Annotated in this window: 21 protein-coding genes; 11 read left to right on the forward strand and 10 right to left on the reverse strand. The window is 64.1% G+C overall.

Going from position 1 to position 20,444, the window contains the following annotated elements; genetic code table 11:
• Window positions 1-9: 9 nt before the first annotated feature.
• From EB835_RS18050 to EB835_RS18080, 7 genes are all read left to right on the forward strand, one after another.
• On the forward strand, window positions 10-345 hold the full coding sequence (locus tag EB835_RS18050) for a winged helix-turn-helix domain-containing protein (protein WP_135537307.1): 336 nt from the start codon (window positions 10-12) through the stop codon (window positions 343-345).
• Between the two features lie 119 nt (window positions 346-464).
• Window positions 465-1,883: an amidase gene (locus EB835_RS18055; protein WP_240688842.1), complete on the forward strand. Its 1,419-nt coding sequence runs from the start codon at window positions 465-467 to the stop codon at window positions 1,881-1,883.
• Window positions 1,884-1,903: 20 nt separating this feature from the next.
• Window positions 1,904-2,713 carry a helix-turn-helix domain-containing protein gene (locus tag EB835_RS18060; RefSeq protein ID WP_205683265.1) on the forward strand — a complete coding sequence of 270 codons (810 nt, stop codon included), beginning with the start codon at window positions 1,904-1,906 and terminating at the stop codon, window positions 2,711-2,713.
• A gap of 222 nt (window positions 2,714-2,935) precedes the next feature.
• Window positions 2,936-3,964, forward strand: a complete 1,029-nt coding sequence (locus EB835_RS18065) for an iron-siderophore ABC transporter substrate-binding protein (RefSeq protein WP_135810837.1) — start codon at window positions 2,936-2,938, stop codon at window positions 3,962-3,964.
• 15 nt (window positions 3,965-3,979) lie between these two features.
• A complete protein-coding gene (locus EB835_RS18070) occupies window positions 3,980-5,020 on the forward strand; it encodes a FecCD family ABC transporter permease (RefSeq protein ID WP_135537310.1) in 1,041 nt (346 codons plus the stop codon).
• Window positions 5,017-6,063, forward strand: coding sequence for a FecCD family ABC transporter permease (locus EB835_RS18075; protein WP_135810838.1), 1,047 nt, complete (start codon window positions 5,017-5,019; stop codon window positions 6,061-6,063). Before EB835_RS18070 ends, EB835_RS18075 begins: the two co-directional genes overlap by 4 nt.
• Window positions 6,060-6,863, forward strand: a complete 804-nt coding sequence (locus EB835_RS18080) for an ABC transporter ATP-binding protein (protein ID WP_135537312.1) — start codon at window positions 6,060-6,062, stop codon at window positions 6,861-6,863. The genes EB835_RS18075 and EB835_RS18080 overlap by 4 nt, the downstream gene beginning before the upstream one ends.
• Window positions 6,864-6,956: 93 nt before the next feature.
• On the opposite strand, the gene EB835_RS18085 is transcribed toward EB835_RS18080, so the two are convergent.
• The 4 genes from EB835_RS18085 to EB835_RS18095 form a co-directional block, all read right to left on the reverse strand.
• Window positions 6,957-8,027, reverse strand: coding sequence for an FUSC family protein (locus EB835_RS18085; RefSeq protein ID WP_240688843.1), 1,071 nt, complete (start codon window positions 8,025-8,027; stop codon window positions 6,957-6,959).
• Between the two features lie 107 nt (window positions 8,028-8,134).
• Window positions 8,135-9,013, reverse strand: a complete 879-nt coding sequence (locus EB835_RS18090) for an RNA polymerase sigma factor (RefSeq protein WP_346763162.1) — start codon at window positions 9,011-9,013, stop codon at window positions 8,135-8,137.
• 113 nt (window positions 9,014-9,126) lie between these two features.
• Complete coding sequence (locus EB835_RS20870; protein WP_346763163.1) at window positions 9,127-9,297, reverse strand: hypothetical protein; 171 nt, start codon at window positions 9,295-9,297, stop codon at window positions 9,127-9,129.
• 4 nt (window positions 9,298-9,301) lie between these two features.
• A complete protein-coding gene (locus EB835_RS18095; protein WP_135537314.1) occupies window positions 9,302-9,709 on the reverse strand; it encodes a YciI family protein in 408 nt (135 codons plus the stop codon).
• A 260-nt stretch (window positions 9,710-9,969) separates the two neighbouring features.
• Between EB835_RS18095 and EB835_RS18100 the strand changes: the two genes are divergently transcribed.
• The 4 genes from EB835_RS18100 to EB835_RS18115 all read left to right on the forward strand — a co-directional run bounded on the left by EB835_RS18100 (window position 9,970) and on the right by EB835_RS18115 (window position 13,470).
• Window positions 9,970-10,650 carry a hypothetical protein gene (locus EB835_RS18100; protein ID WP_135810840.1) on the forward strand — a complete coding sequence of 227 codons (681 nt, stop codon included), beginning with the start codon at window positions 9,970-9,972 and terminating at the stop codon, window positions 10,648-10,650.
• Between the two features lie 230 nt (window positions 10,651-10,880).
• Complete coding sequence (locus EB835_RS18105; RefSeq protein ID WP_135810841.1) at window positions 10,881-11,840, forward strand: NADP-dependent oxidoreductase; 960 nt, start codon at window positions 10,881-10,883, stop codon at window positions 11,838-11,840.
• Window positions 11,841-11,934: 94 nt separating this feature from the next.
• Complete coding sequence (locus EB835_RS18110) at window positions 11,935-12,468, forward strand: type 1 glutamine amidotransferase domain-containing protein (RefSeq protein ID WP_135537317.1); 534 nt, start codon at window positions 11,935-11,937, stop codon at window positions 12,466-12,468.
• Between the two features lie 195 nt (window positions 12,469-12,663).
• Window positions 12,664-13,470, forward strand: coding sequence for an Fpg/Nei family DNA glycosylase (locus EB835_RS18115; RefSeq protein WP_135810842.1), 807 nt, complete (start codon window positions 12,664-12,666; stop codon window positions 13,468-13,470).
• 298 nt (window positions 13,471-13,768) lie between these two features.
• Here the strand turns inward: EB835_RS18115 and EB835_RS18120 are convergent, their stop codons facing one another.
• The 6 genes from EB835_RS18120 to EB835_RS18145 form a co-directional block, all read right to left on the reverse strand.
• Window positions 13,769-14,935 (reverse strand): tyrosine-type recombinase/integrase, encoded by a 1,167-nt coding sequence (locus EB835_RS18120; protein WP_135810843.1) that lies wholly within the window; start codon window positions 14,933-14,935, stop codon window positions 13,769-13,771.
• Window positions 14,936-15,734: 799 nt separating this feature from the next.
• On the reverse strand, window positions 15,735-16,922 hold the full coding sequence (locus EB835_RS18125; RefSeq protein ID WP_135810844.1) for a site-specific DNA-methyltransferase: 1,188 nt from the start codon (window positions 16,920-16,922) through the stop codon (window positions 15,735-15,737).
• Entirely contained in the window at window positions 16,915-17,835 is a 921-nt protein-coding gene (locus tag EB835_RS18130; protein WP_135810845.1) for a hypothetical protein, read from the reverse strand. The genes EB835_RS18125 and EB835_RS18130 overlap by 8 nt, the downstream gene beginning before the upstream one ends.
• Before the next feature lie 37 nt (window positions 17,836-17,872).
• Complete coding sequence (locus tag EB835_RS18135) at window positions 17,873-18,298, reverse strand: hypothetical protein (protein ID WP_135810846.1); 426 nt, start codon at window positions 18,296-18,298, stop codon at window positions 17,873-17,875.
• Window positions 18,291-18,944, reverse strand: coding sequence for a recombinase family protein (locus tag EB835_RS18140; RefSeq protein ID WP_135810848.1), 654 nt, complete (start codon window positions 18,942-18,944; stop codon window positions 18,291-18,293). The genes EB835_RS18135 and EB835_RS18140 overlap by 8 nt, the downstream gene beginning before the upstream one ends.
• A gap of 1,118 nt (window positions 18,945-20,062) precedes the next feature.
• Window positions 20,063-20,314 (reverse strand): helix-turn-helix domain-containing protein, encoded by a 252-nt coding sequence (locus EB835_RS18145; RefSeq protein ID WP_205749977.1) that lies wholly within the window; start codon window positions 20,312-20,314, stop codon window positions 20,063-20,065.
• Window positions 20,315-20,444 lie beyond the last annotated feature (130 nt).

The raw sequence follows: 20,444 nt of genomic DNA on the forward strand, positions 1-20,444 counted from the left end.
GACCCGATCATGACCTCGAAGAACAACGCTGCCGACGACACGATCCCCGACCTCGGCGATTCCCTGGCTCGGATCGATCCGGGCCTGGGCAATCCGACCCGACTGGGCATCGTCGCCAGCCTCAAAAACCGCGACCGGGCAGAGTTCCGACTCCTGCGGGATTCGCTCGGCGTCTCGGACTCCGTGCTCTCCCGGCACATCACGGCCCTGGAATCGACCGGCATGGTCGCGGTGAAGAAGGGCTATGTCGGCAAACGCCCCCGGACCTGGGTCTCGATCACCGACGAAGGCACGCGACGCTTGGACGCCCACGTTCAGGCGCTGCGGGAGCTTGCCGGCAGCTGAACCGTCTGCCCAGGTGAGAGACCTCATCGAGCAACTGGGTGTGCCTGAGTGACCGGGCCCGCCCGTATCGATAACATGGGGAGTCGGAGCGATCCGGCTCCCCGATGCAAGGAGGCACGATGAGCACCACCTCGGTCAACAGCGGACTCGAATTCCGTGAGCTCCACGAGATCTCCCATCTCATCCGCTCCGGACGGCTGAGCGCCCGGGAAGCCACCACGGCGATGCTCGACCGCATCGCAGACCTTGATCCGGCGCTGGGATCCTATGTCACCGTGATGGGCGAGACGGCACTCGCCGAGGCGGCCGACCGCGATGACCGCCTCGCCCGGGGCGATTGGCTCGGCCCGCTGCACGGAGTGCCGCTGGCGATCAAGGACCTCGCGTACACCCACGATGCACCGACCGGGGCGGGCACGACCATCCACGCGGACTTCCAACCGGACTGCGACGCCACCGTCGTCGCTCGGCTGAGGGCGGCAGGGGCGATCATCCTCGGCAAGCTGCGCCTGACCGAGGGCGCCTTCACCGGTCACCATCCCGATCTGCCCACGCCGGTCAACCCCTGGGACTCCGAGACTTGGACGGGGGTGTCCTCGAGCGGTTCGGGCGTCGCCACCGCCGCCGGCCTCTGCTTCGGCTCCCTGGGCTCGGACACCGGCGGCTCGATCCGCCTCCCCTCCTCGGCCAACGGCGTCACGGGACTCAAACCCACCTGGGGGCGAGTCTCGCGCCACGGCATCTTCGGCCTCGCCCCGAGCCTCGATCACATCGGGCCGATGACACGCAGCGCCCGGGACGCCGCACTCATCCTCGAAACCATCGCCGGACACGATCCGCACGATCCGACCTCGGCACTGGCTCCGGTGCCCCGCTACAGTCGGCATCTGAGACTCGAGCGAACCCCGGTCGTCGGCTTCGACCGGGAGCTGGCCGCCGAGCACTTCGACGATGCGACGAACGCCATGCTCGAATCGACGATCGAGACGATCACCGGACTGGGCTGGCGCGTTCTCGACGTCCGCACTCCGGGCCTGCCCGAAGCGGCCCAGGAATGGACGGCTCTGTGCGGTGTCGAGACCGCCGGGGTCCACGCCGCGACCTACCCTGCACGTCAGAGCGACTACGGTCCCGACCTGTCCGGGCTCATCGAGATCGGACAGGGACTGACCGCCGTCGACTACCACCGACTGCTCGAGTCCCGCCGCGCATTCACCGGGCGCATGCGCTCCCTCATGGCCGATATCGATCTGCTCCTGCTGCCCGGCATCGGAGTGGCCTCCCCGACGATCGACCAGATGAGCTCTCTCGCGACCGGCCCCGAGCTGTTTGCTGCCGTGACGGTTCCCACGGCGCCGATCGACAGCTGCGGACTGCCGTCGATCACCCTGCCCGCGGGCTTCACCGACCGCGGCACCCCGGTGGCCGCACAGTTCGTCGCCGGGGACTTCGACGAGCAGCTGCTCCTCGCCGCCGGCCACACCCTGCAGCAGGTCACCGATTTCCACCGTGAGCATCCGGACCTCGTCGCGCACTGATGCCGCAGTATCCTTGATCCGTGCCCACGATCAAGCCCTGCTCCCCGACGGCTCGACCGTCCTCGTCCGTCGTGGAGCGTCGTCTTCCCCGCTACGCGGCCGGCCAGCTCCCGATGCCGACGAGGATCCTCGGCTCGCGGGAGGCCATGGACGAGGAGACGTACTGGGCCGAGCACTCGCACCCCACGCATGAGCTGCTGTGGCGCGATTCCGGGGTCGGCACCGTCACAGTCGGCTCCCGAACGTGGACGATCACCGCACCCCTGGGAATGTGGATCCCCGCAGGCGTCGCCCACTCCGGCTGGACCCCGGCCGGTGTCGTCCTCCGCGCGGCCCATTTCAGTGTCGACGGCCCCCGCGTCAGTGACACCCCGACGGCGATCGCCGTCACCGATCTCCTCCGCCTTCTGCTCGATCGACTGCTCGATCTCGAGGTCAGCAGCGAGTCCTATGCCCTGACCGAGGCGATGATCCTCGACGTCATGGCACCGACCGGTCATGAGCTGCTCGTCCACCAGCCGAGCAGCTCACTGCTGAGACCCATCGTCGACGCGGTCCTCGACGATCCGAGCGATCCGACGAGTCTGCAGGAGTGGTCCCGGAGGCTGGGCGTGAGCTCCCGGACCATCACTCGCGCTTTCGCTGCCGAGACCGGCTTGGGTTTCAACCGGTGGATCACGACCGCTCGGATCCAACATGCGGTCACCCTCATGGGCGCCGGCCATGAGATCGAGACCGCCGCCCTCGACGTCGGCTACTCGTCCGCGAACGCCTTCACCACCGCGTTCAAGCGGATCACCGGCACCACTCCGGGTCTCTTCGGCCGCTGAGATCGCCGCCGGGGCCGACCGCTCAGCTGGGCCGGGTCGGGCAATCTCCTGTCCGTTCCGCGAAATCATGTGTCCGAATATCCTGATTGCGCCCGGCCGCCTCCTCGGATACTATGATTAGGCACACCTAAGCTACCGGTCCTTGCGACGCATGCTCCGGGCCCCTGAACTCATCCGATCCGGGAGCCTCGACCCGCGGGCAAGCACTGCCGAAAGGAAACGATGTCCCGTCCACACCGTGCGCTGGTTCTCACCGCAGCCGCCTCCGCCGTGTTCATGCTCGCCGCATGCTCACCGTCCGACTCCTCCAACGAAGCCGACGGCGGTGACAGCTCGTGGCAGCCGGTGACCATCGAGCATGCTCTCGGAACGACGAAGATCGCGGAGAAGCCCGACCGGGTCGCCACCGTCAATTGGGCCAATCACGAGGTTCCTCTGGCCCTCGGCGTCGTCCCTGTCGGCATGGCGCGGGCGGACTTCGGCGATGACGACGGCAACGGGGTCCTCCCCTGGGTCGAGGACAGGCTCGAGGAACTCGACGCCGAGACCCCGACTCTCTTCGACGAGACCGACGGCGTCGATTTCGAAGCCGTCGCCGACACAGAGCCGGACGTCATCCTCGCCGGCTACTCCGGTCTGTCTCAGGAAGACTACGACACGCTGTCGGAGATCGCTCCAGTCGTCGCCTACCCCGACACGGCCTGGGGCACCCCGTGGCGGGAGATGATCGAGATCAACAGCGAAGCCATCGGCATGAAGGCTGAAGGTGAACAGCTGGTCGAGGATCTCGAATCCGAGATCGACTCTGCCGTGGACGAGCACCCGGCGATCAAGGACAAATCGACGATGTTCCTCACCCACGTCGATCCCTCCGATCTGTCCGAGGTCAACTTCTACACCACGCACGACACCCGTCCGATGTTCTTCGAGGACCTGGGTATGAAGGCCCCGGCCAGCATCGAGAAGGCATCGGACGACACCGATCAGTTCTCCTCATCGGTCAGCGCCGAACAGGCCGATGTCTTCGACGATGTCGACATCATCGTCACCTACGGCGACGACGAGCTCGTCAAGACCCTCGAAGGCGACAAGCTGCTCTCACAGATGACGGCGGTGAAGAACGACGCCATCGTCAACCTGCCCAGCGATGACCCCCTGGGCACCGCGGCGAATCCGACTCCGCTGTCGATCTCCTTCGTCCTCGACGACTACCTCGACGCCCTCGACGGGGCCGCCTCGGCCGAGAAGTAGGACCCGCTCATCGCGATGACCGCACTCACCACCATCGAGTCGACCGCCGCCCGGCTGCGGCGGTCGACTCGCGTCCGCCTGCTGTGGATGCTCGCCGCGCTCACCCTCGTCGTCGTCCTCGGCATCGCCTCGACGATGATCGGCTCCCGCGGCGTCGACCTCGCCGATGTCATCGCCGCCTACGGCGGCTCGGCCACCGGCTTCGACCAGGCGGCCGTGGCCAAACGCATCCCACGTACCCTGCTCGCCGTCTGCGTCGGCGCCGCCCTCGGCGTCTCGGGCGCAGTGATGCAGGGGGTGACCCGCAACCCGCTGGCCGATCCCGGGATCCTCGGCGTCAACACCGGAGCCTCCCTGGCCGTGGTCATCGGCATCGCCTACTTCGGACTGGCCAGCGCCACCCAGTACATCTGGTTCGCCATCATCGGCGCGGCCATCACCGCGGTATTCGTCTACACGATCGGGTCCTTGGGCAGGCAGGGAGCGACCCCGCTCAAGCTGGCCCTGGCCGGGGCCGCCACCGCAGCGGCCCTGACCTCCTTCATCAGCGCCGTCGTTCTGCCCCGCGGTGACATCTCCGACCTCGCCCGCGACTGGCAGATCGGCGGGGTCGGCGGAGTGACGATGAGTGCGGTCATCCTCGTCGGACCGTTCCTCCTCGCCGGGTTCCTCATCTGCATCTATTCGGCCCCCGGGCTCAACGCCCTGGCCCTCGGCGACGAACTCGCCGCCGGACTCGGCCAACACGTCGGCCTGACCCGGCTCGTCTCCGCGGCCGGCGCCGTCGTCCTCTGCGGCGGCGCGACCGCGGTGGCCGGACCGATCGGCTTCCTCGGACTCGTCATCCCCCATGCCTGTCGTCTGCTCATCGGCGTCGACCATCGGTGGCTGATCCCGTTCTCTGCAGTCACCGGTGCGGGACTGCTGACGGCATCGGATATCCTCGGGCGCATCATCGCCCGCCCCGCCGAACTCGACGTCGGCATCCTCACCGCCCTCATCGGCGCCCCCTTCTTCATCGCCATCGTCCGTCGGCAGAAGGTCAGGTCCCTGTGAGTCTGACCCAGCACAGTTCCACCGCCGAGGCGGTCGCCGGCCTGCGCAGATCGCGCGCAAGGCGATACACGACCATCGTCTCCGTGCTCGCCGCGCTCGTCGTGGTCGTCTTCCTCACCAGCCTCATGGTCGGTCAGACGTTCTACTCGCCGGCCGAGGTCATCGGCGTGATCAGAGGCGAGCAGGTGCCGGGAGCCTCCTTCACGGTCGGTCGGCTGCGCCTGCCCCGGGCGGTGCTCGCCGCACTGGTCGGTCTGAGCTTCGGGCTCGGCGGGGTCACCTTCCAGACCATGCTGCGCAATCCCTTGGCCAGTCCCGACATCATCGGCATCAGTTCTGGTGCCTCGGCGGCCGCCGTGTTCGCGATCATCACCCTGGGTCTGGGGCGCACGGGAGTCTCGGTCGTCGCCATCACCGCCGGTCTCGCCGTGGCGCTGCTCATCTATCTGCTCGCCTATAAGAACGGAGCGGCCGGGATCCGGCTCATCCTCGTCGGCATCGGGATCGCCTCGATGCTCGATGCCCTCATCAACTGGGAGCTGACACGAGCCGCGCAATGGGACCTGCAGGAGGCCCTGCGCTGGCTGGCCGGCAGCCTCAACGGCGCCGCTTGGGACTCGGCGGTGCCCGTCCTCATCGCCTTCATCGCGCTCGCCCCGATCCTGCTCAGTCAGGCGAAGAACCTGTCGATCACTCAGCTCGGCGACGAGGCCGCAGAGGCCCTGGGCGTCCGGGTGGCCCGCACCCGGCTGCTCGTCATCGTCACCGCAGTCGGCCTCATCGCCTTCGCCACCGCCGCGGCCGGGCCGGTGGCGTTCGTGGCGTTCCTGTCCGGGCCGATCGCCGCCCGCCTCATCGGTCCGGGCTCGTCCCCGCTTCTGCCGGCCGGGCTCGTCGGGGCTCTGCTCGTGCTCGTCGCCGATCTTGTCGGCCAGTTCGCCCTCGGCACCCGCTACCCGGTGGGAGTGATCACCGGCATCCTCGGTGCGCCCTACCTCATCTACCTCATCATCAGGATCAACCGTTCGGGAGGCTCCCTGTGACCACGGACCACTCACTGACCGCGAAGGACCTCCACCTGTCCTACGGCGATGCCGAGGTCATCGCGGGACTGAATCTGGATCTTCAGGCCGGATGCATCACCGCCATCGTCGGGGCCAACGCCTGCGGAAAGTCGACCCTGCTCAAATCGATGTCGAGGCTGTTGGCACCGAGGTCGGGCGCCGTCGTCCTCGACGGCAGGAAGGTGCACTCGATGCCGGCCAAACGACTCGCCCGCATCCTCGGTCTGCTCCCCCAGACGCCGATCGCCCCCGAAGGCATCACCGTCGCCGACCTCGTCGGTCGGGGACGCCACCCCCACCAGGGGGCCTTCTCCCGCTGGAGCGCCGAGGACGACCTCGCCGTTGCAGACGCCCTGGACACCACGGGCACGGCTGTGCTCGCCGATCGTCCCGTCGACGAGCTCTCGGGCGGTCAGCGGCAGCGGGTGTGGATCGCCATGGCTCTGGCGCAGCAGACGGACATCCTCCTCCTCGACGAACCGACGACCTTCCTCGACGTCAATCATCAGGTGGAGGTCCTCGATCTGCTCACCGAGCTCAATCAGCGCTCCGGAGTCACGATCGTCATGGTCCTCCATGATCTCAACCTCGCCGCCCGCTACTGCGACCGGCTCGTCATGCTCGCCGATGGGAACATCCATGCCTCCGGCACACCGGCCGAGGTGCTCACCGAGGCCAATGTCGAGCGTGTCTTCGGTCTGCCCAATCAGATCATCGTCGATCCGGTGTCCGGTCAGCCGCTCATGGTGCCGATCGGGCGGCATCGCACTCTCGGCTGAGAGCCGGCCGGATCACGCTTCGGTCCGACGACGCTTGGCCACGGCCGGCAGCTTGGTGAGGTTCTCCTCGTGGTCGTCGCCGAGGATGATGCTTCAGTCGTCGTCATCGACAGATGGTGCGAGAATCGCCGACCCGGCCGATCGGCGTTCGCTGCCGAAGCCGACGAGAACGACGATCATACCGACGATGACGCCGATGACGGTCTCAACGGCCCGCGAGGTCAGCAACTCGACCACCGGCTGCGGGTGTCCGATCTGCGTCATCATCAGGGCCAGCGGAGTGATGAAGAACAGTGCCACGGAGTAGTTGCGCAGAACGAAGACCTCGGCGAGGAACTGGAGCACGATGACCCAGACGACGAGCTGCCAGGCTTCGACGGGGAAGGACAGCAGGAAGGCGGTGACGATCACTCCGCCGAGGGTCCCGACCACACGATGCAGACCCCGCTTGAGGCGGGCGGAGCGCCTCGGCGGTGCGATCGGTGCCACCGCGGCGACCATCGCCCAATAGCTGTGGGACAGCAGCGGCAGCACATCGATGAGCAGGGTGCCCAGAATGCCGGCGATCAAGGGGGCGATGGTGAAGCGAATGGCATGGGCCAGCAGGTCCCGTTTGCCCACGGGTGACAGTCCCACCCGGACGTAGGTCTCCTTGTCTCGGGGCATCCGCTCACCGACACGGTGGGCCAGGGCACCGAGGCCGATGCACACCAGCGCCGAGGCGGCTGCGACGGGCACGGCCACCTGGACGGGTGCCCCGTCGGGAATCGAGCCCACGGCCCCGGTGGCGAAGATGAAGAAGATCGACCCGCCGGGTTTGAGGCGGAAGCGCACGGCCATGACCGCGCCGATCCCCGAGACCAGGGCGGTGACGACGATGAGCACCCAGATGCTGGTCTGTGCCGTGCCCAACAGGGCTCCGATGCCGACGCAGGAGACGAGCACACCGGCCGCGATCGACTGCCGCCTGATCCGCGAGCGCGGGGATTCGAACCGGGCGTAGATGCCGGTGAATGCGCCGAAGGCGGCGTAGATGGCCAGATCGAGGCGGTCGACGCCGAGCAGCACGAGCAGCGGAATCGCCACTCCCAAAGCGATCCGGAACGCGGGGATGTGATCGCGTTCGGCCGGTGAGATGCGGAAGAACTCCTGGACGTGGCTCAAACGGGGCCGGCCTCCTTCGACTGCGAGGTGTGATCGTGTCGATCGTAACCGAGGTCCCGGCGGCGCTCGTGCCGGCAGCGCTTGAGAGTGACGAAGCTCGCGTCGGCTCAGCGTGCGTCGTGAAGCCGAGCCGAACATCGCAGCAGATGGTCCCGTTCAGCGGAGCTGCCGGCCCGGTCGGCGGCTCGGACGTAGAGCTCAGCAGCCCGACGGAGATCACCGGAGCGTTCGCGCAGATGCGCTTCGACGGCCTGGCGGCGGGGCAGATCCTCGTCGAGTTCACGCAGCAGGGCCAGTCCCGCAGCGGGGCCGCGGGCCTCACCCACCGCGACAGCCCGGTTGAGGCGGACGATCGGAGTGTCGGTCAGTTCGAGGAGTTCGTCGTACCAATCGACGATCTGCCCCCAATCGGTGTCCTCGACCCGCTGCGCATCCGCGTGCAGGGCTGCGATCGCGGCCTGCACCTGGAATTCGCCGAGCTGGTCGCGAGCCAACGCAGCGCCCAGGAGCATGATGCCTTCGCCGATGAGGTCCGTGTCCCACAGTGATCGGTCCTGCTCGGCCAGCGCGATGAGTCTGCCCTCGGCATCGAACCGGGAGGCGCGTCGGGCATGGTGCAGCAGCATGAGCGCCAGCAGACCAGACGCCTCAGGATGGTGTGTCATCGTCAACAGGGTTCGGGTGAGGCGGATAGCCTCGGAAGCGAGATCGATGTCGCCGGAGTGGCCCTCGTTGAACACGAGGTAGAGGACGCGGAGGACCGACGAGAGATCGCCGGGTCGGTCGAGTCCGCGGTCGGCGATGGTGCGCTTGGCGCGGCTGATCCGCTGCGCCATCGTCGCCTCGGGAACGAGATAGGCCGCGGCGATCTGCCGCGTCGTCAGTCCGCCCACGGCGCGCAGGGTCACAGCGACGGCGGAGGCGGGAGACAGGTCCGGGTGAGAGCAGAGAAAGTAGAGCGCCAGAGTGTCATCAGCGCTGGTCACATGCTCAGACGGGCCAGACACTCGAGCCGGTTGCTCGACGACGAACCGCTGCTCGCGCCGCGTGCGCGCCGTCTCGGAGCGCACAGCGTCAAGGAACTTCCGCCAGGCCACGGTCACAAGCCACCCGCGCCGGTCGCGGGGAGGATCGTCCGGCCATGCGGACAATGCTTGAAGCAGCGCTCCTCGGCGGCCGGGAAATCTGCTCCCCGGCCGCGGAGGATGCCGATCACTGCGGGGACGAGCTCTGGCAGCCCCTCCTCGTCGAAGGCTCCCGCGGCGGTCATGGGGTCATTCCGTCACGGTCGGCGACTGTCCGAGGAAGGGCCGAAGTTCGAGCCACTCCCGGATCGGTTCGCCGCCGAGCCCCGGCGCGGCCGAGAGCTCACCGGCCAGTTCGACGGCGCGGTCCCAGCCGTCGACGTCGATGACCATCCAACCGGCGATGAGGTCCTTGGTCTCGGGGAACGGCCCGTCGGTGACCGGTGGCCGGCCCTCTCCCCCGGAGCGGACGAAGGTCCCCTCGGGTGACAGCGCCTGGGAGTCGACGAATTCTCCGGAGTCCCTGAGCCGCTGCGCGAAGTCGTTCATATACGCCACGTGCGCGTCGATCTCCGCCGGACTCCACTGATCCATGGGGGTGTAGTCCATGTATTCGCTCGGCATCCGGTAGTGCTTGAGCATGAGGTACTTGGCCATTGTGTCTCCTTCTCCGGTGTCGCTTGCACGGGCTGTGCTCGCTGACATGACTGGGAAGCAGCCGGACGAGGGTTTTCGACATCGGCTGCGAAGAATCTCTCACCGTGTCGGAATCCCACTCCAGAATAGGCCGATGTGTCCGACCTGGAACATGCGTCACCGGATGCGAACACGAACCGTCCCCTGACCGCCGACCCGCGCTGAGAGGCTTGTCATGTACGCAGCACCGACACCTCTTCACCACGAGTCCAGGAGCCGACATGAAGACCCAGACACTCCTCAAGACCATCACCGTCGCCGGAGCCCTCGCAGCGACCCTGTCGCTCTCGGCCTGCGATATGCACATCTCGTTCGGGCCCGAAGGTCAGGGCCAGGAACAGCAGGGCCAGCCCGCACAGTCCGAGGACGCGCAGAACCCCGAGACGGACACCACCCAGGCCGCCGAGGAACCGACTTCGGAGTCTCACTCCTCGTCCACCTCGACGTCTGACTCCGCTGCCGACGGGTCGACCTCGAACGGGACATCATCGAGCGGATCGGCCGCGAACGGAACCACGAGCAGCAGCGGATCCACAGATTCGAGCAGCTCATCCTCGGCGAGTGATTCCTCCACCTCGAGCGGATCGTCGTCCTCGGGCGGCAGCGCCGCGGGCGAGGACTACCAGGGTCCGCGGATCGGTGAAGAGGGAGTCGAACTCGACCTGGACGGCAATGGCAGGATCCCCGCGGATGTGCTCGAGAAGGACATCAAGCACGCCTACGCCGAGCAGGGCACCACGGTCGACACGGTCGACTGCTACGCGGACCTGCGGATCACCGCCCGCCGAGGCTCGCAGAACTGCACCGTCACGGCAGCCGGCAAGAACCACTACGGCACGGTGAAGATCACCTCGGCGTCGCAGTCGGGCATCGGCTACAGCCTCGAGTTCCCGAATATCTGAGACTCCTCCCCGAACCGCTCCCCTCGAGCGTCCCACGAACCGCTCGTTTCGAGCACCTCGCATCCCCACCGCACTCCCCTGGCCGGCCCGGCCCGGGGAGTGCGGTCATTCCTGAGATGGAACAAGTTCGCCTCCTTCATCGTTATCCCTGCTGTGGGCGTCGGCACTGGCCGGGATCCGCGCACCGATTCGTCAACCGCACCGATTCGTCAACCGAACAGGAGCACAGCATGACAAGACGGGTCCAATACACCTCCAACGGCGGCATCGATCAGCTTCACCTCGCCGAGGCGGCCACCCCCGAGGTCGGCCCCGGACACGTTCTCGTCTCCGTCCTCTACACCGGACTCAACCCACTGGACTGGAAGATGCTCCAGGGCGGTCGCTTCGGCACCGTCGAGGGCAGCTCGGGCAACGGCGTCGACTTCTCCGGTGTCGTCGCCGAGGTCGGCTCCGGCGTCGAGGACTTCGCGCCCGGCGACCTCGTCTACGGCGGGCTGCCGAAGCAGGCACAGACCGGGCAGCTGCTCATCGAGGATCCCGCAGACCGTCTCGATCGGGTCCCGCGCGGCCTCGGGATCGACACTGCCGGCGGTCTCTACATCACGGGGCGCACCGCGATGTCCGGGATCCGCGACCTGGGCCTCAACGAGGGCGACACGCTCTTCGTCTCCGGGGCCTCCGGCGGCGTCGGCATCATCGTCGCCCAGCTCGCCCGCAACCTCGGCGCGCGCGTCATCGGCAGCGCCAGTCAGGGCAATCACGCCCTTCTGCGCAGCCTCGGCGTCGAACCCGTGACCTACGGAGAGGGCATGTGGGACAACGTCCGCACACTCGCTCCGAACGGAATCCAGGCCGCGTATTCGACCCAGGGCGAGGACGAGGTCGCCGGCCTGCTCGACGCCGGCGTCCCGGCCGAGCGCATCGTCTCGATCGGTGCCGGTCCCACCGTCGCGGAGACGTACGGGGTGAGCATCGCGGGTGAGGCCACGGCTCGCCGAGACGACATGGTCTGGCTCGGTCAGGCGATCGCCTACGGCCATATCCACGTGCCCATCGACCGAGTCTTCGACGTCGATGAGGTCCAGGACGCCTACCGGCACCTGCTCACCGCCCACCCGGCCGGCAAGGTCCTGCTGCGCTTCCCCGCGAAGCCGCTGACCGATGAGCAGCGGGCTCACCTCCGCTGAGTCGCCGGGCATCGCTCGCACCACCGACCAGCACGACAACCACGACGACAATCATCCCAACAGACAGAATCCACAACAGTTAAGGAGCACCATCATGGCCATCTCCGACAAGAAGATCGCATTCCTGCTGACCCGCGGCGTCGAGCAGGTCGAACTGACCAGCCCTCGCACGGCCCTCGACGACGCCGGAGCGACGACGTCCATCGTCTCTCCCTCCGAGGCAACGCTGCAGGCGATGGAAGGCGATTGGGAGCATGCACAGACCTTCGACGTCGACGTTCCGGTCGCCGAGGCCGCTGTCGAGGACTTCGACGCGCTCGTGCTGCCCGGCGGAACCCTCAACGCCGACGCCCTGCGCCTGAACGAGGACGCCGTCGCTTTGGTCAAGGCGTTCTTCGCCGCCGACAAACCGGTGGCCGCGATCTGCCACGCACCATGGATCCTCGCCGAGGCGGGGGTGGCCGAAGGGCGGAAGCTCACCTCCTTCATCTCGACGAAGACGGACCTCATCAACGCCGGTGCACAGTGGGAGGACTCCGAGGTCGTCGTCGACGGCAATCTCATCACTTCCCGCAACCCCGGTGATCTCGAGGCCTTCAACGCCGCGATCGCCGAGAAGTTGAGCTGATTGCGTCAGCACCGCACGGTGCAGCACTGACCACCGCGGCGAGCCGCTGAGCACGCCGGACCCACGGGAGGCTCCCGGACGATCCGTCCGGGAGCCTCCCGTCTGTCGTCGACAGTGCGGCATCATATGCTGGCCGGAGACACCAGCGCGGCATGAATCGGGACCGCGCCCGCTCGGACGAAGGAGAGCACAGCTATGCCGGAAGGCCACGTGATCCACAATCTGGCCAGCGACCTCGTCGATCTCTTCTCCGGCCATCGCCTCTCCTCGTCCACTCCGCAGGGACGCTTCACCGGTGCCCATCTGCTCGATGGCGATGCGCTCGAGAGTGCCGACGCCTGGGGGAAGCATCTCTTCATCGGGTTCGCCTCCACCGACGCCCGGGTCCACATCCACCTCGGAATCTACGGCACGATGCGGTTGCTGCCCGGCGAGCCCGAGGTCGTCGGACAGGTCAGGTGGAGGATCACCGACGGAGTGAACACGGCCGATCTGCGCGGGCCGAACACCTGTGCGCTGCTCGACCCTCCCGAGGTCGCTGCCGTCATCGACCGACTCGGGCCCGACCCACTGCGCGCCGATGCCGATCCCCAGAGATTCATCGACAGAGTGCTCAGGTCACGCTCGACCGTGGCCACTCTGCTCATGGACCAGTCCGTGATCGCGGGAACGGGGAACATCTTCCGCGCCGAGGTGCTGTTCCGCCTCGGCATCGATCCGCTCACTCCGGGCAAATCGCTCGGACGTGAGCGTGCGGAAGCGATCTGGCACGACACCGTCGAACTCATGGAGATCGGTCGTCGGCGCGGTCGCATCGACACCGTCCGACCCGAACATGAGCCGGAGGCGATGGGCAGGCCTCCGCGCGAGGACGACCACGGCGGTGAGGTGTATGTCTACCGGCGTCAGAATCAGCCCTGCTGGATCTGCGGCAGCCCGATACTCACGACCACGATCGCCGGCCGGAACCTGTTCTGGTGCCCGGTGTGCCAGGCAGCCTGACCCTGCCCTGGCCGGCCGAAGCCGGACCGGCCGACATGCGAGCCGACAGTCTCTGCAACGCAGAAGTCCCGGACCGTCGTGTCGACGATCCGGGACTTCTCTGGCGGAGGATAGGGGATTCGAAACCTAACGGACCTACAGCAGGATAGCGCCGTGACCAGCGTAAACACCGGTCCCAGCCGCCCCACAACCCGCCCGCGACCACGATCTGACCACACGCCCAGAAACACCAGCGGCGAATAGACACGACGCGGCCAGAGTGTGGCCCCTGTGTAGCTCGAGACTGCGCACCGTGCGGTCAAGGCCTACTGAACACCGCGTCGAGACAGTCGGCCACCTGGTCCAGGTCACCGTCAAACAGATCAGCATACGTGTCGAGTGTTTCGGCCGCGTTAGCGTGTCCCAACATCCTCTGTAGTACCACCACGTGAGCACCCGCCTGCACTGAAAGTGAGGCGGCTGTGTGTCGCAGGTCATGCACCGTCAGCCGGGCGATACCCGCTCGCACGAGGCCTTGCTCCAACCAGCTCGCCTCACGCCAGCCGTTCGCTTTCCCCGGGTACGGAAGCGGCTTCGCGCTTCCGGAACGTCGAGTGAAGACGCGAGCACCACGCGGCAAATCGGCGAGAAGCTGCTGGAAGCCCGGAACGAGGAATGACGGGATGGGGACGGTCCTCGCCGTACCATTCTTCGGCGGCCCCACGTGCCACTTGCCGTGGCGGTCCTGGGACCATGATCGGCGAACGTGCAATCGCTTGCGGGCGAGGTTGAAGTCCTCAGCTTGCACACCGTTCACCTCTCCGAAGCGCAGACCCATTACAGCCGTTAACCAAATAATAGGTGCACGGTCTGGATCAACGTTTTGTGCCAGCCTTTTCACTTCTTCAACCGATAGATAGCGCCTCTCAGACTCAACCTTGCGCTTTCCTTTTTTGGGCAGCTCCAACTTCTCTTGATCGGCGGGATTATTTGGTATGCACCCATCTCTCACCGCAAAATCCAAAACTCCCTTGAGGACGCCGACGCAACGAATGACAACGGTCGCGGATGCAGGCTGTCCGATATTTCGCTTTTTGGCCGTAATGTTATCCACCCATTCCTGTATATCCGCAGTGGCAATTCGACCAACCGGCACATCTGCCCATCGGGGGGCCACATGGGTATCCCAGGACGATTCAAGGCTTGAGAATGCAGACGGCTTCAGACTGTTTTCCTTAGCCTTGAACCATTTGACAGCAAGGTCTCGGACAGGAATGCGTCCTTTCGAAGGCCGCATTTCGGCGCCGTTTCGCTTGCTTTCCTCAAATTTTGATAGCCATTCCCTGGCCATTGCAATCGTACTGAAACCTCGCTTCGTCGATGGACTCCCGTTCGCCCGGCGATATTTGACGGCATACAGCTTGTTACGGTGTTTTGACTGATAGATGTAGATTCCTGGGTATTTGGTTTTCTTGAACGGAGTCATGACCGCACCTGACCGTCGGTCAGCCAGGCGAGCAGCTCTGACCTCAAGTATCGAGGCTTCCCGGGTCGGCCAATATTTCTTGGTCCGGAATTGGACGCATTCCAGTTAGCGAGAGTCTTAGTCGAGACTGCGAGGAATTCAGCTGCACATTTCCTGCACCATGGTCGGCTACCTCCCGGGTCCAGGGATATACAGCAATCAGCAGTTCTTTGCTTAGTACCCGCAGCTCCAATGTGTTCAGTCTTCGTAGAGCACGGAAACTGAACGCCTTTCCATCTGTTTCCACGTGAGCGCAATCCCTTGTTATTCGAGCATTCAAGGTAACGGGCTCCTGACGCGTTAATCATTTTAATGACCATTTTTCGACTTCCATTAGTTCCAAGCCGCAGATCCGCGGTTAGGAAGACAAATCGGCCTCAGGACTTACCCTCGTAACGTCGCCAGGGGTCAATGCCTGACCATCGGGTCACCGAGTTATAGGTGGGAGTCGAAGGCGGGAAGAAATGTACGGAAACTGGGCAGAGGTAGGAGCATGGACGCCGCAGGCGGGCCACGGAGGCCGCGACGGCACAAGGAAGCGGCATAGCGCGGACAGGCCCGCGTGCGGGCGCAATACGGGCGCGTGCGTGCGTGGGAGCACCCGGGGCGCAGCGAGCCCGCGTGAGCGCGGCCTAGCACCCCGCGGGACGCGAGGTGTTCGACACCTCGAATGGGCCGAGAACCCCAAATATCAGTAAGTTAGGAGTATCATGCGTCGTTAGTTACATAATGTCAGATAGCTGTACAGACGTTTCCCAAGTCAGGAACGCTTGAACACCAGCAAAGGTTCTTTCCGTTTTCCCTTGACACGTCCGAGTTTTTCGTTTACTGAACCTGCCGCCTGGTACGCCGACTTTGCTCGGGCTTTCACAGCCAAAGAGTCACGGCGCTGCAGGCACAGGCCCGCATCCTCAAGTTCATCGACCCACCCGTCGACCAAGTCAATCTTGCCTCTCGCTTGGTCAGCGATGTTGATTACGCAGTACGCGCCCGGCTTCAACGCGCGACGGATGTTACGTGCGGTACCCCGGATGAATCCTCCCACCCAAGCCTCGGGCGTGGGGTACTTGACATGACTCTGCTTCTTGCGTGCCACCTCGTCGGGGTCATCGTAGTCCTCGGAGTCAAAGTATGGCGGCGATGTGAAAACGAAGTCGACGTCTTCCTTCCGCTGATCAAATCCTTCCGAACCACATTGATGCAGATGGAAACTGTGCCTGCGCCCAGTGACCCGTTCGATCAGGCGTCCCAGATGACTCAGGTTCTCGAAGGTTTCAGTCGCAGGGTCAGTCCCGATATACGTGTACTCGTTCCGTGAGGTAAGGGCGCCCAGGAGCCGACCTCCGTACCCAAACGACGGATCCCAGATGACTCCGTTCTTCGGAACATATCGTTCAAAGATCGCTTTCGCTGCCATGGGAGGGAAGTTCGTCGGTGCGGCTCCGCCTCCTCTGAGCCCGTAGTACAGCCATCCAGGCGATACAACTTGTTCTCGGTTGCGGGCAGTGTCTCGACAGGCCCAGATGATCGCCTCCCGGAGACGCTCGCGGTTATGGAATTTGTCCCATAGCGAGACCGAATCCGTCTTCGCTTTCGCCCGGTGCAGGTTGGGAAAGGCCCACTTACACAGATCGACGCCTGCACGGCGCTGCGAAGCGACGAGAAGGCCGGGCTCGCGGGCTGTTCCGTATTCCGCCTCGGTCTCCATGCAGCGGAGAATCTCGGCTTTCGCACCTCGCTCAGAGAAGTAACGTATGGGGAACGGTCGCTTCTCCCAGATCAACTCCGTGACTTCTGAGATGATCTGCTCACGCGACTCAGCGTCTGCTGTTGAGGTCTCCTGGTATTTGATCGCGTGCATGTACAGTTCATGCCGCACTGATTCGTACCCTGTCGCGGTGAGCTCACCTGTCGGAACAGTAAACTGCGTCGGATTCACTTCAGCCATCCCCGTTGAGATAGCGATAGACCGTCCGATCGTTGACCTCCAAGTAGGCAGCGATCTCCTTCACTGGCCAGTGGTCAGCCCGGAGGCGGCGGGCACGTACTGCGTTCTCAGCCTTCCGCGCCCGCCGGTCCTCTGTGACTGGTGCGAGGTTCCTCCGCGATGACACGGCCTTACGCTCACTAGTCTTCTGGCCACCAGCCTTCCCTCGAATCGTCCGCAACTCGTCCGTGACGTCATTGCTTCTGTCTGCCCACTTCCTCCGCTTGCGTCTCAGTTCCGGGAGTTCTTCCGCGGCCTTCGCCGCTGACTTCACCACGGACTGCGCTGATCGAAACCCTCCCGCGGTGTCGATGAAACGCAGCCGGTTGCGACTGTTGACAGGGTTCACCGGCTCGACAACCTCCACCCAGCCAAGACTGTCAGCGGCGTTCTTTCCGTTCTCGGGCCGCCGTCGCCTCTTCATGTCGTCGTGCCTGCGGATCATGATCCATGCCGCCTCGTAGCTGCGGCTCGGAGTTTCCATGATCCACGTCGGCACTGTTAGCCCCGCGTCGATGGCGTCAGAAAGCTCAGACAGGTCCGGCACCCCGAGCACCAGGACCTCGTGCACCGAGGAAGGGTCGGCCCAGAGCGGGACCCTCTTCAGGTCAGCGATACCCAGCAGGTTCTGAAGCTCGGGACTCTGGTTGATCTCACGTCTCTCCGAGAGCATGATCTGGAACAGCACATCCGGAGTCATCGGGCTACCCTCAGGTATCGCCAGCTCGCAGAACTGGTCGATTAGCCATGCCGAAGCCCCAGCCCGCAGCTCCTCAGGCTTGCGAACTGGGGCTTCGCTGTTCACGTAGTAGAGGCACCCGTCCTTGTCTCTCAGGAGAGCACGGTTCAACGCCGTCTTAAGAGTCTTCTGCAACCACACACCCTACATATAGCAGGCCGGGTGCAGTAGGTCACGATTCGCCGTGGGGCCCAGTCGCACCAGCTACAGACAACAAGCCTGCTCGCGCTGCGATACCCTTCAGCTCGGCGTACTCTGCCTCGAACGAATCCCGATCCGAAAACCTCGACGGAAGAGCGCCGCCATTCATCGCCCGCACCACCATGACGAGCAAATACGGGAATCGACCATTCGGCGTACTCGGGAAAGGACGGTCCCGGACGAACTCAGCGATCGTGCCCGGCAGTTCATAAAGACCGTGGACAGTCGACGGTACCCTTCCCCGAACTCCGCGCTGTTCCCAGAGCCAATCGAGGTAGTCTTCCCAACCCTCGGGATCCACACCCCACTCCTCATAGGCTCCGCGTTCCTCGTCGAACCATGTCTCCAACACTTCGTAGTAACTCTGCTCGGTGCTCTGGTCGATGTTCTCAGTCATTGCCTATCGCCTCCATGCTTGTGATCGAGTCCTTGTCAGCGAGCGCAGCCCGATACTTGCCATTGGCGTAAACGCCTCGCCCGGCTAGAGCCTCGTAGAGCGTCGTCCGCGATACCCCGGCCTCTCGGGCAATGCGTGATTTGGGAACCCCCTCGGCAACTCGGCGGTGGGCATCAGCCACTTGAGTAGGCGACAGCGAGTTGGGGCGGTCGTAGACGCCCTTCTTCTTCGCTGCGGCGATACCCTCGGCCTGCCGCTCCCGGATCAAGCTGCGCTCGAACTCCGCAATACCGCCGAGGACAGTCAAGAGCAGCCGGTCCATCGGTCGGGATGAGCCTGGAGCAATGGACACGCTTTCCTTGACGAACTCAACCGATACTCCACGGTTCACGAGACCATCTACGAGGTCATGAAGGTCCACCACCGACCTCGCCAGCCGGTCCATGGAGGCAACCCGCACATGGTCACCCTCGCGAACGTAGGCGAGGAGTTCAGCCAGTGCAGGCCGGTCGCGTGTCTTGCCAGATACTTTGTCCTCGAACACACGATGAACCTCACCAATCGCCTCATACTGACGGTCTGGGTTCTGGTCAGTCGACGATACACGTACGTAGGCGACTCTCTGCCCTCGGACTTGTAGATCCATTTCTGGACCTCCCCGACACCTCTGTAGTCCGAGTCCTTCCCGGACCCTGCTGAACAGGGAGTCAAGAAACTCCATCAGGAGTACGTCCAGGTACACCCCGACGAACAATCCGAAGGAGTCAGGCTTGATACGAAACACGGGTCAGAGCCACCATGCTCGTACCGGTTCAATCCGCCTTCACAACACCACCGTCAAGACATCGGTTCACACAGCACATCCATTCCCACCTTCAGATCTCTCTCAAATCTTCAAACTTAGATCACAACAGAGACTCTGAGATCAATTAATGCGACGACTACCCGGACGGCAAAATGTCACGCAGCAAGAACACGGTCCTCAATGGAGCAACCCCCGGAACCGGGTTTCTAATTGCCGCACTCCAACTTCTAACAGGCAGCACTCACAGCTCTAAAAAGAGTACTGAGATTTCTAACAATGCTTACTCTTCGCACTACCGGAGCTAACTCACACCCTAAAAATTGTGCGGACCGATTTAGTCGAGCTGCGTCCCAGCAGATCCAGTTGCGAACAAAATGACACCGAAAGCGCGCACTGGACCCGCCCCAGGTGAGCGAGTGCGGTCGACCCTGTTGAGGTCTCCACACGAGTATCACAGTAGTCAGCATTAATCGAAGAGACGGAAGCAGAACTCAAGGGACTAAACAAAACGTCGCGGCTAGAGTGGAGAAATCAACCGCTGGACCGCCGCCGCACCGCCATGCGACATATAAACCCGTACGGAAGCGTCCTACCACCATGCAGTTAGTGCCACCAGCACCTACACCAGGAACAATGCAACCGAAGAAGGCAACCGACACCACCATACGGTTAGTACCGTCCCATCGCCGCGTCCTATAAACGAGAGCCGCGAACAGGCAAAAGCTATTCAAACGCCTTCCAATCAACCTCGGTTGCCCGAGGGCGCTCTTATAGAATCTTCGCCACAAATACCAAGAAGCGCACGGACAGTCCTCGAACCCTCGTCTGCCAGGCAAAACGGGCCGGTGTTCTCGACGTTGGATTACAACTCATAGCGTATTCTCGCCAAATCGCGCAACGAGCATCTTCCTCATCGACGTAGAAAACGAAAGACTTGTTGACTGAGGGTCAGACGAAGATCAGTAACCTGCCCGTGCAAGCACTTCGGACGCTGAAGTGCCCAGCACTTCACAAATCTCGATCAGTGTCGACATCCGCGGATTCGACGGGTCGGCCGCGTCCTTAAGGCCGGAAGACTTACCTGCCTCGATGTTCTGAAGTTGGTTGGTAGAAATGCCCGCCCGAGCAGCCAAGATTGCTTGAGTAAGGCCACAGTCCTCGCGGAGCATCCGAATCACCGATCCCAGACGCTTCGCACCCTTCTGATCCAATCCGGCTCTTCGGAATCAAGTGTGGTGACTCGTTGGTAGGTTTCTCTTCAACCCCGACGCTACGGTGAGGATCCTCAACCGATAGTTCTCGAAGTTGCGAAACCCATGAGCGACTCGTCGCGTCTTCTCG

Source organism: Brevibacterium sp. S22, assembly GCF_004745485.1.
GTDB lineage: Bacteria > Actinomycetota > Actinomycetes > Actinomycetales > Brevibacteriaceae > Brevibacterium.

What these genes read in the sequence shown, in the direction of transcription:
- EB835_RS18120 (WP_135810843.1), bottom strand. Translation starts at nt 14,935, where the DNA reads ATGACTCCGTTCAAGAAAACCAAATACCCAGGAATCTACATCTATCAG.
- EB835_RS18095 (WP_135537314.1), bottom strand. Translation starts at nt 9,709, where the DNA reads ATGGCCAAGTACCTCATGCTCAAGCACTACCGGATGCCGAGCGAATAC.
- EB835_RS18110 (WP_135537317.1), top strand. Translation starts at nt 11,935, where the DNA reads ATGGCCATCTCCGACAAGAAGATCGCATTCCTGCTGACCCGCGGCGTC.
- EB835_RS18070 (WP_135537310.1), top strand. Translation starts at nt 3,980, where the DNA reads ATGACCGCACTCACCACCATCGAGTCGACCGCCGCCCGGCTGCGGCGG.
- EB835_RS20870 (WP_346763163.1), bottom strand. Translation starts at nt 9,297, where the DNA reads ATGACCGCCGCGGGAGCCTTCGACGAGGAGGGGCTGCCAGAGCTCGTC.
- EB835_RS18065 (WP_135810837.1), top strand. Translation starts at nt 2,936, where the DNA reads ATGTCCCGTCCACACCGTGCGCTGGTTCTCACCGCAGCCGCCTCCGCC.
- EB835_RS18105 (WP_135810841.1), top strand. Translation starts at nt 10,881, where the DNA reads ATGACAAGACGGGTCCAATACACCTCCAACGGCGGCATCGATCAGCTT.
- EB835_RS18050 (WP_135537307.1), top strand. Translation starts at nt 10, where the DNA reads ATGACCTCGAAGAACAACGCTGCCGACGACACGATCCCCGACCTCGGC.
- EB835_RS18055 (WP_240688842.1), top strand. Translation starts at nt 465, where the DNA reads ATGAGCACCACCTCGGTCAACAGCGGACTCGAATTCCGTGAGCTCCAC.
- EB835_RS18115 (WP_135810842.1), top strand. Translation starts at nt 12,664, where the DNA reads ATGCCGGAAGGCCACGTGATCCACAATCTGGCCAGCGACCTCGTCGAT.
- EB835_RS18100 (WP_135810840.1), top strand. Translation starts at nt 9,970, where the DNA reads ATGAAGACCCAGACACTCCTCAAGACCATCACCGTCGCCGGAGCCCTC.
- EB835_RS18135 (WP_135810846.1), bottom strand. Translation starts at nt 18,298, where the DNA reads ATGACTGAGAACATCGACCAGAGCACCGAGCAGAGTTACTACGAAGTG.
- EB835_RS18140 (WP_135810848.1), bottom strand. Translation starts at nt 18,944, where the DNA reads ATGGATCTACAAGTCCGAGGGCAGAGAGTCGCCTACGTACGTGTATCG.
- EB835_RS18125 (WP_135810844.1), bottom strand. Translation starts at nt 16,922, where the DNA reads ATGGCTGAAGTGAATCCGACGCAGTTTACTGTTCCGACAGGTGAGCTC.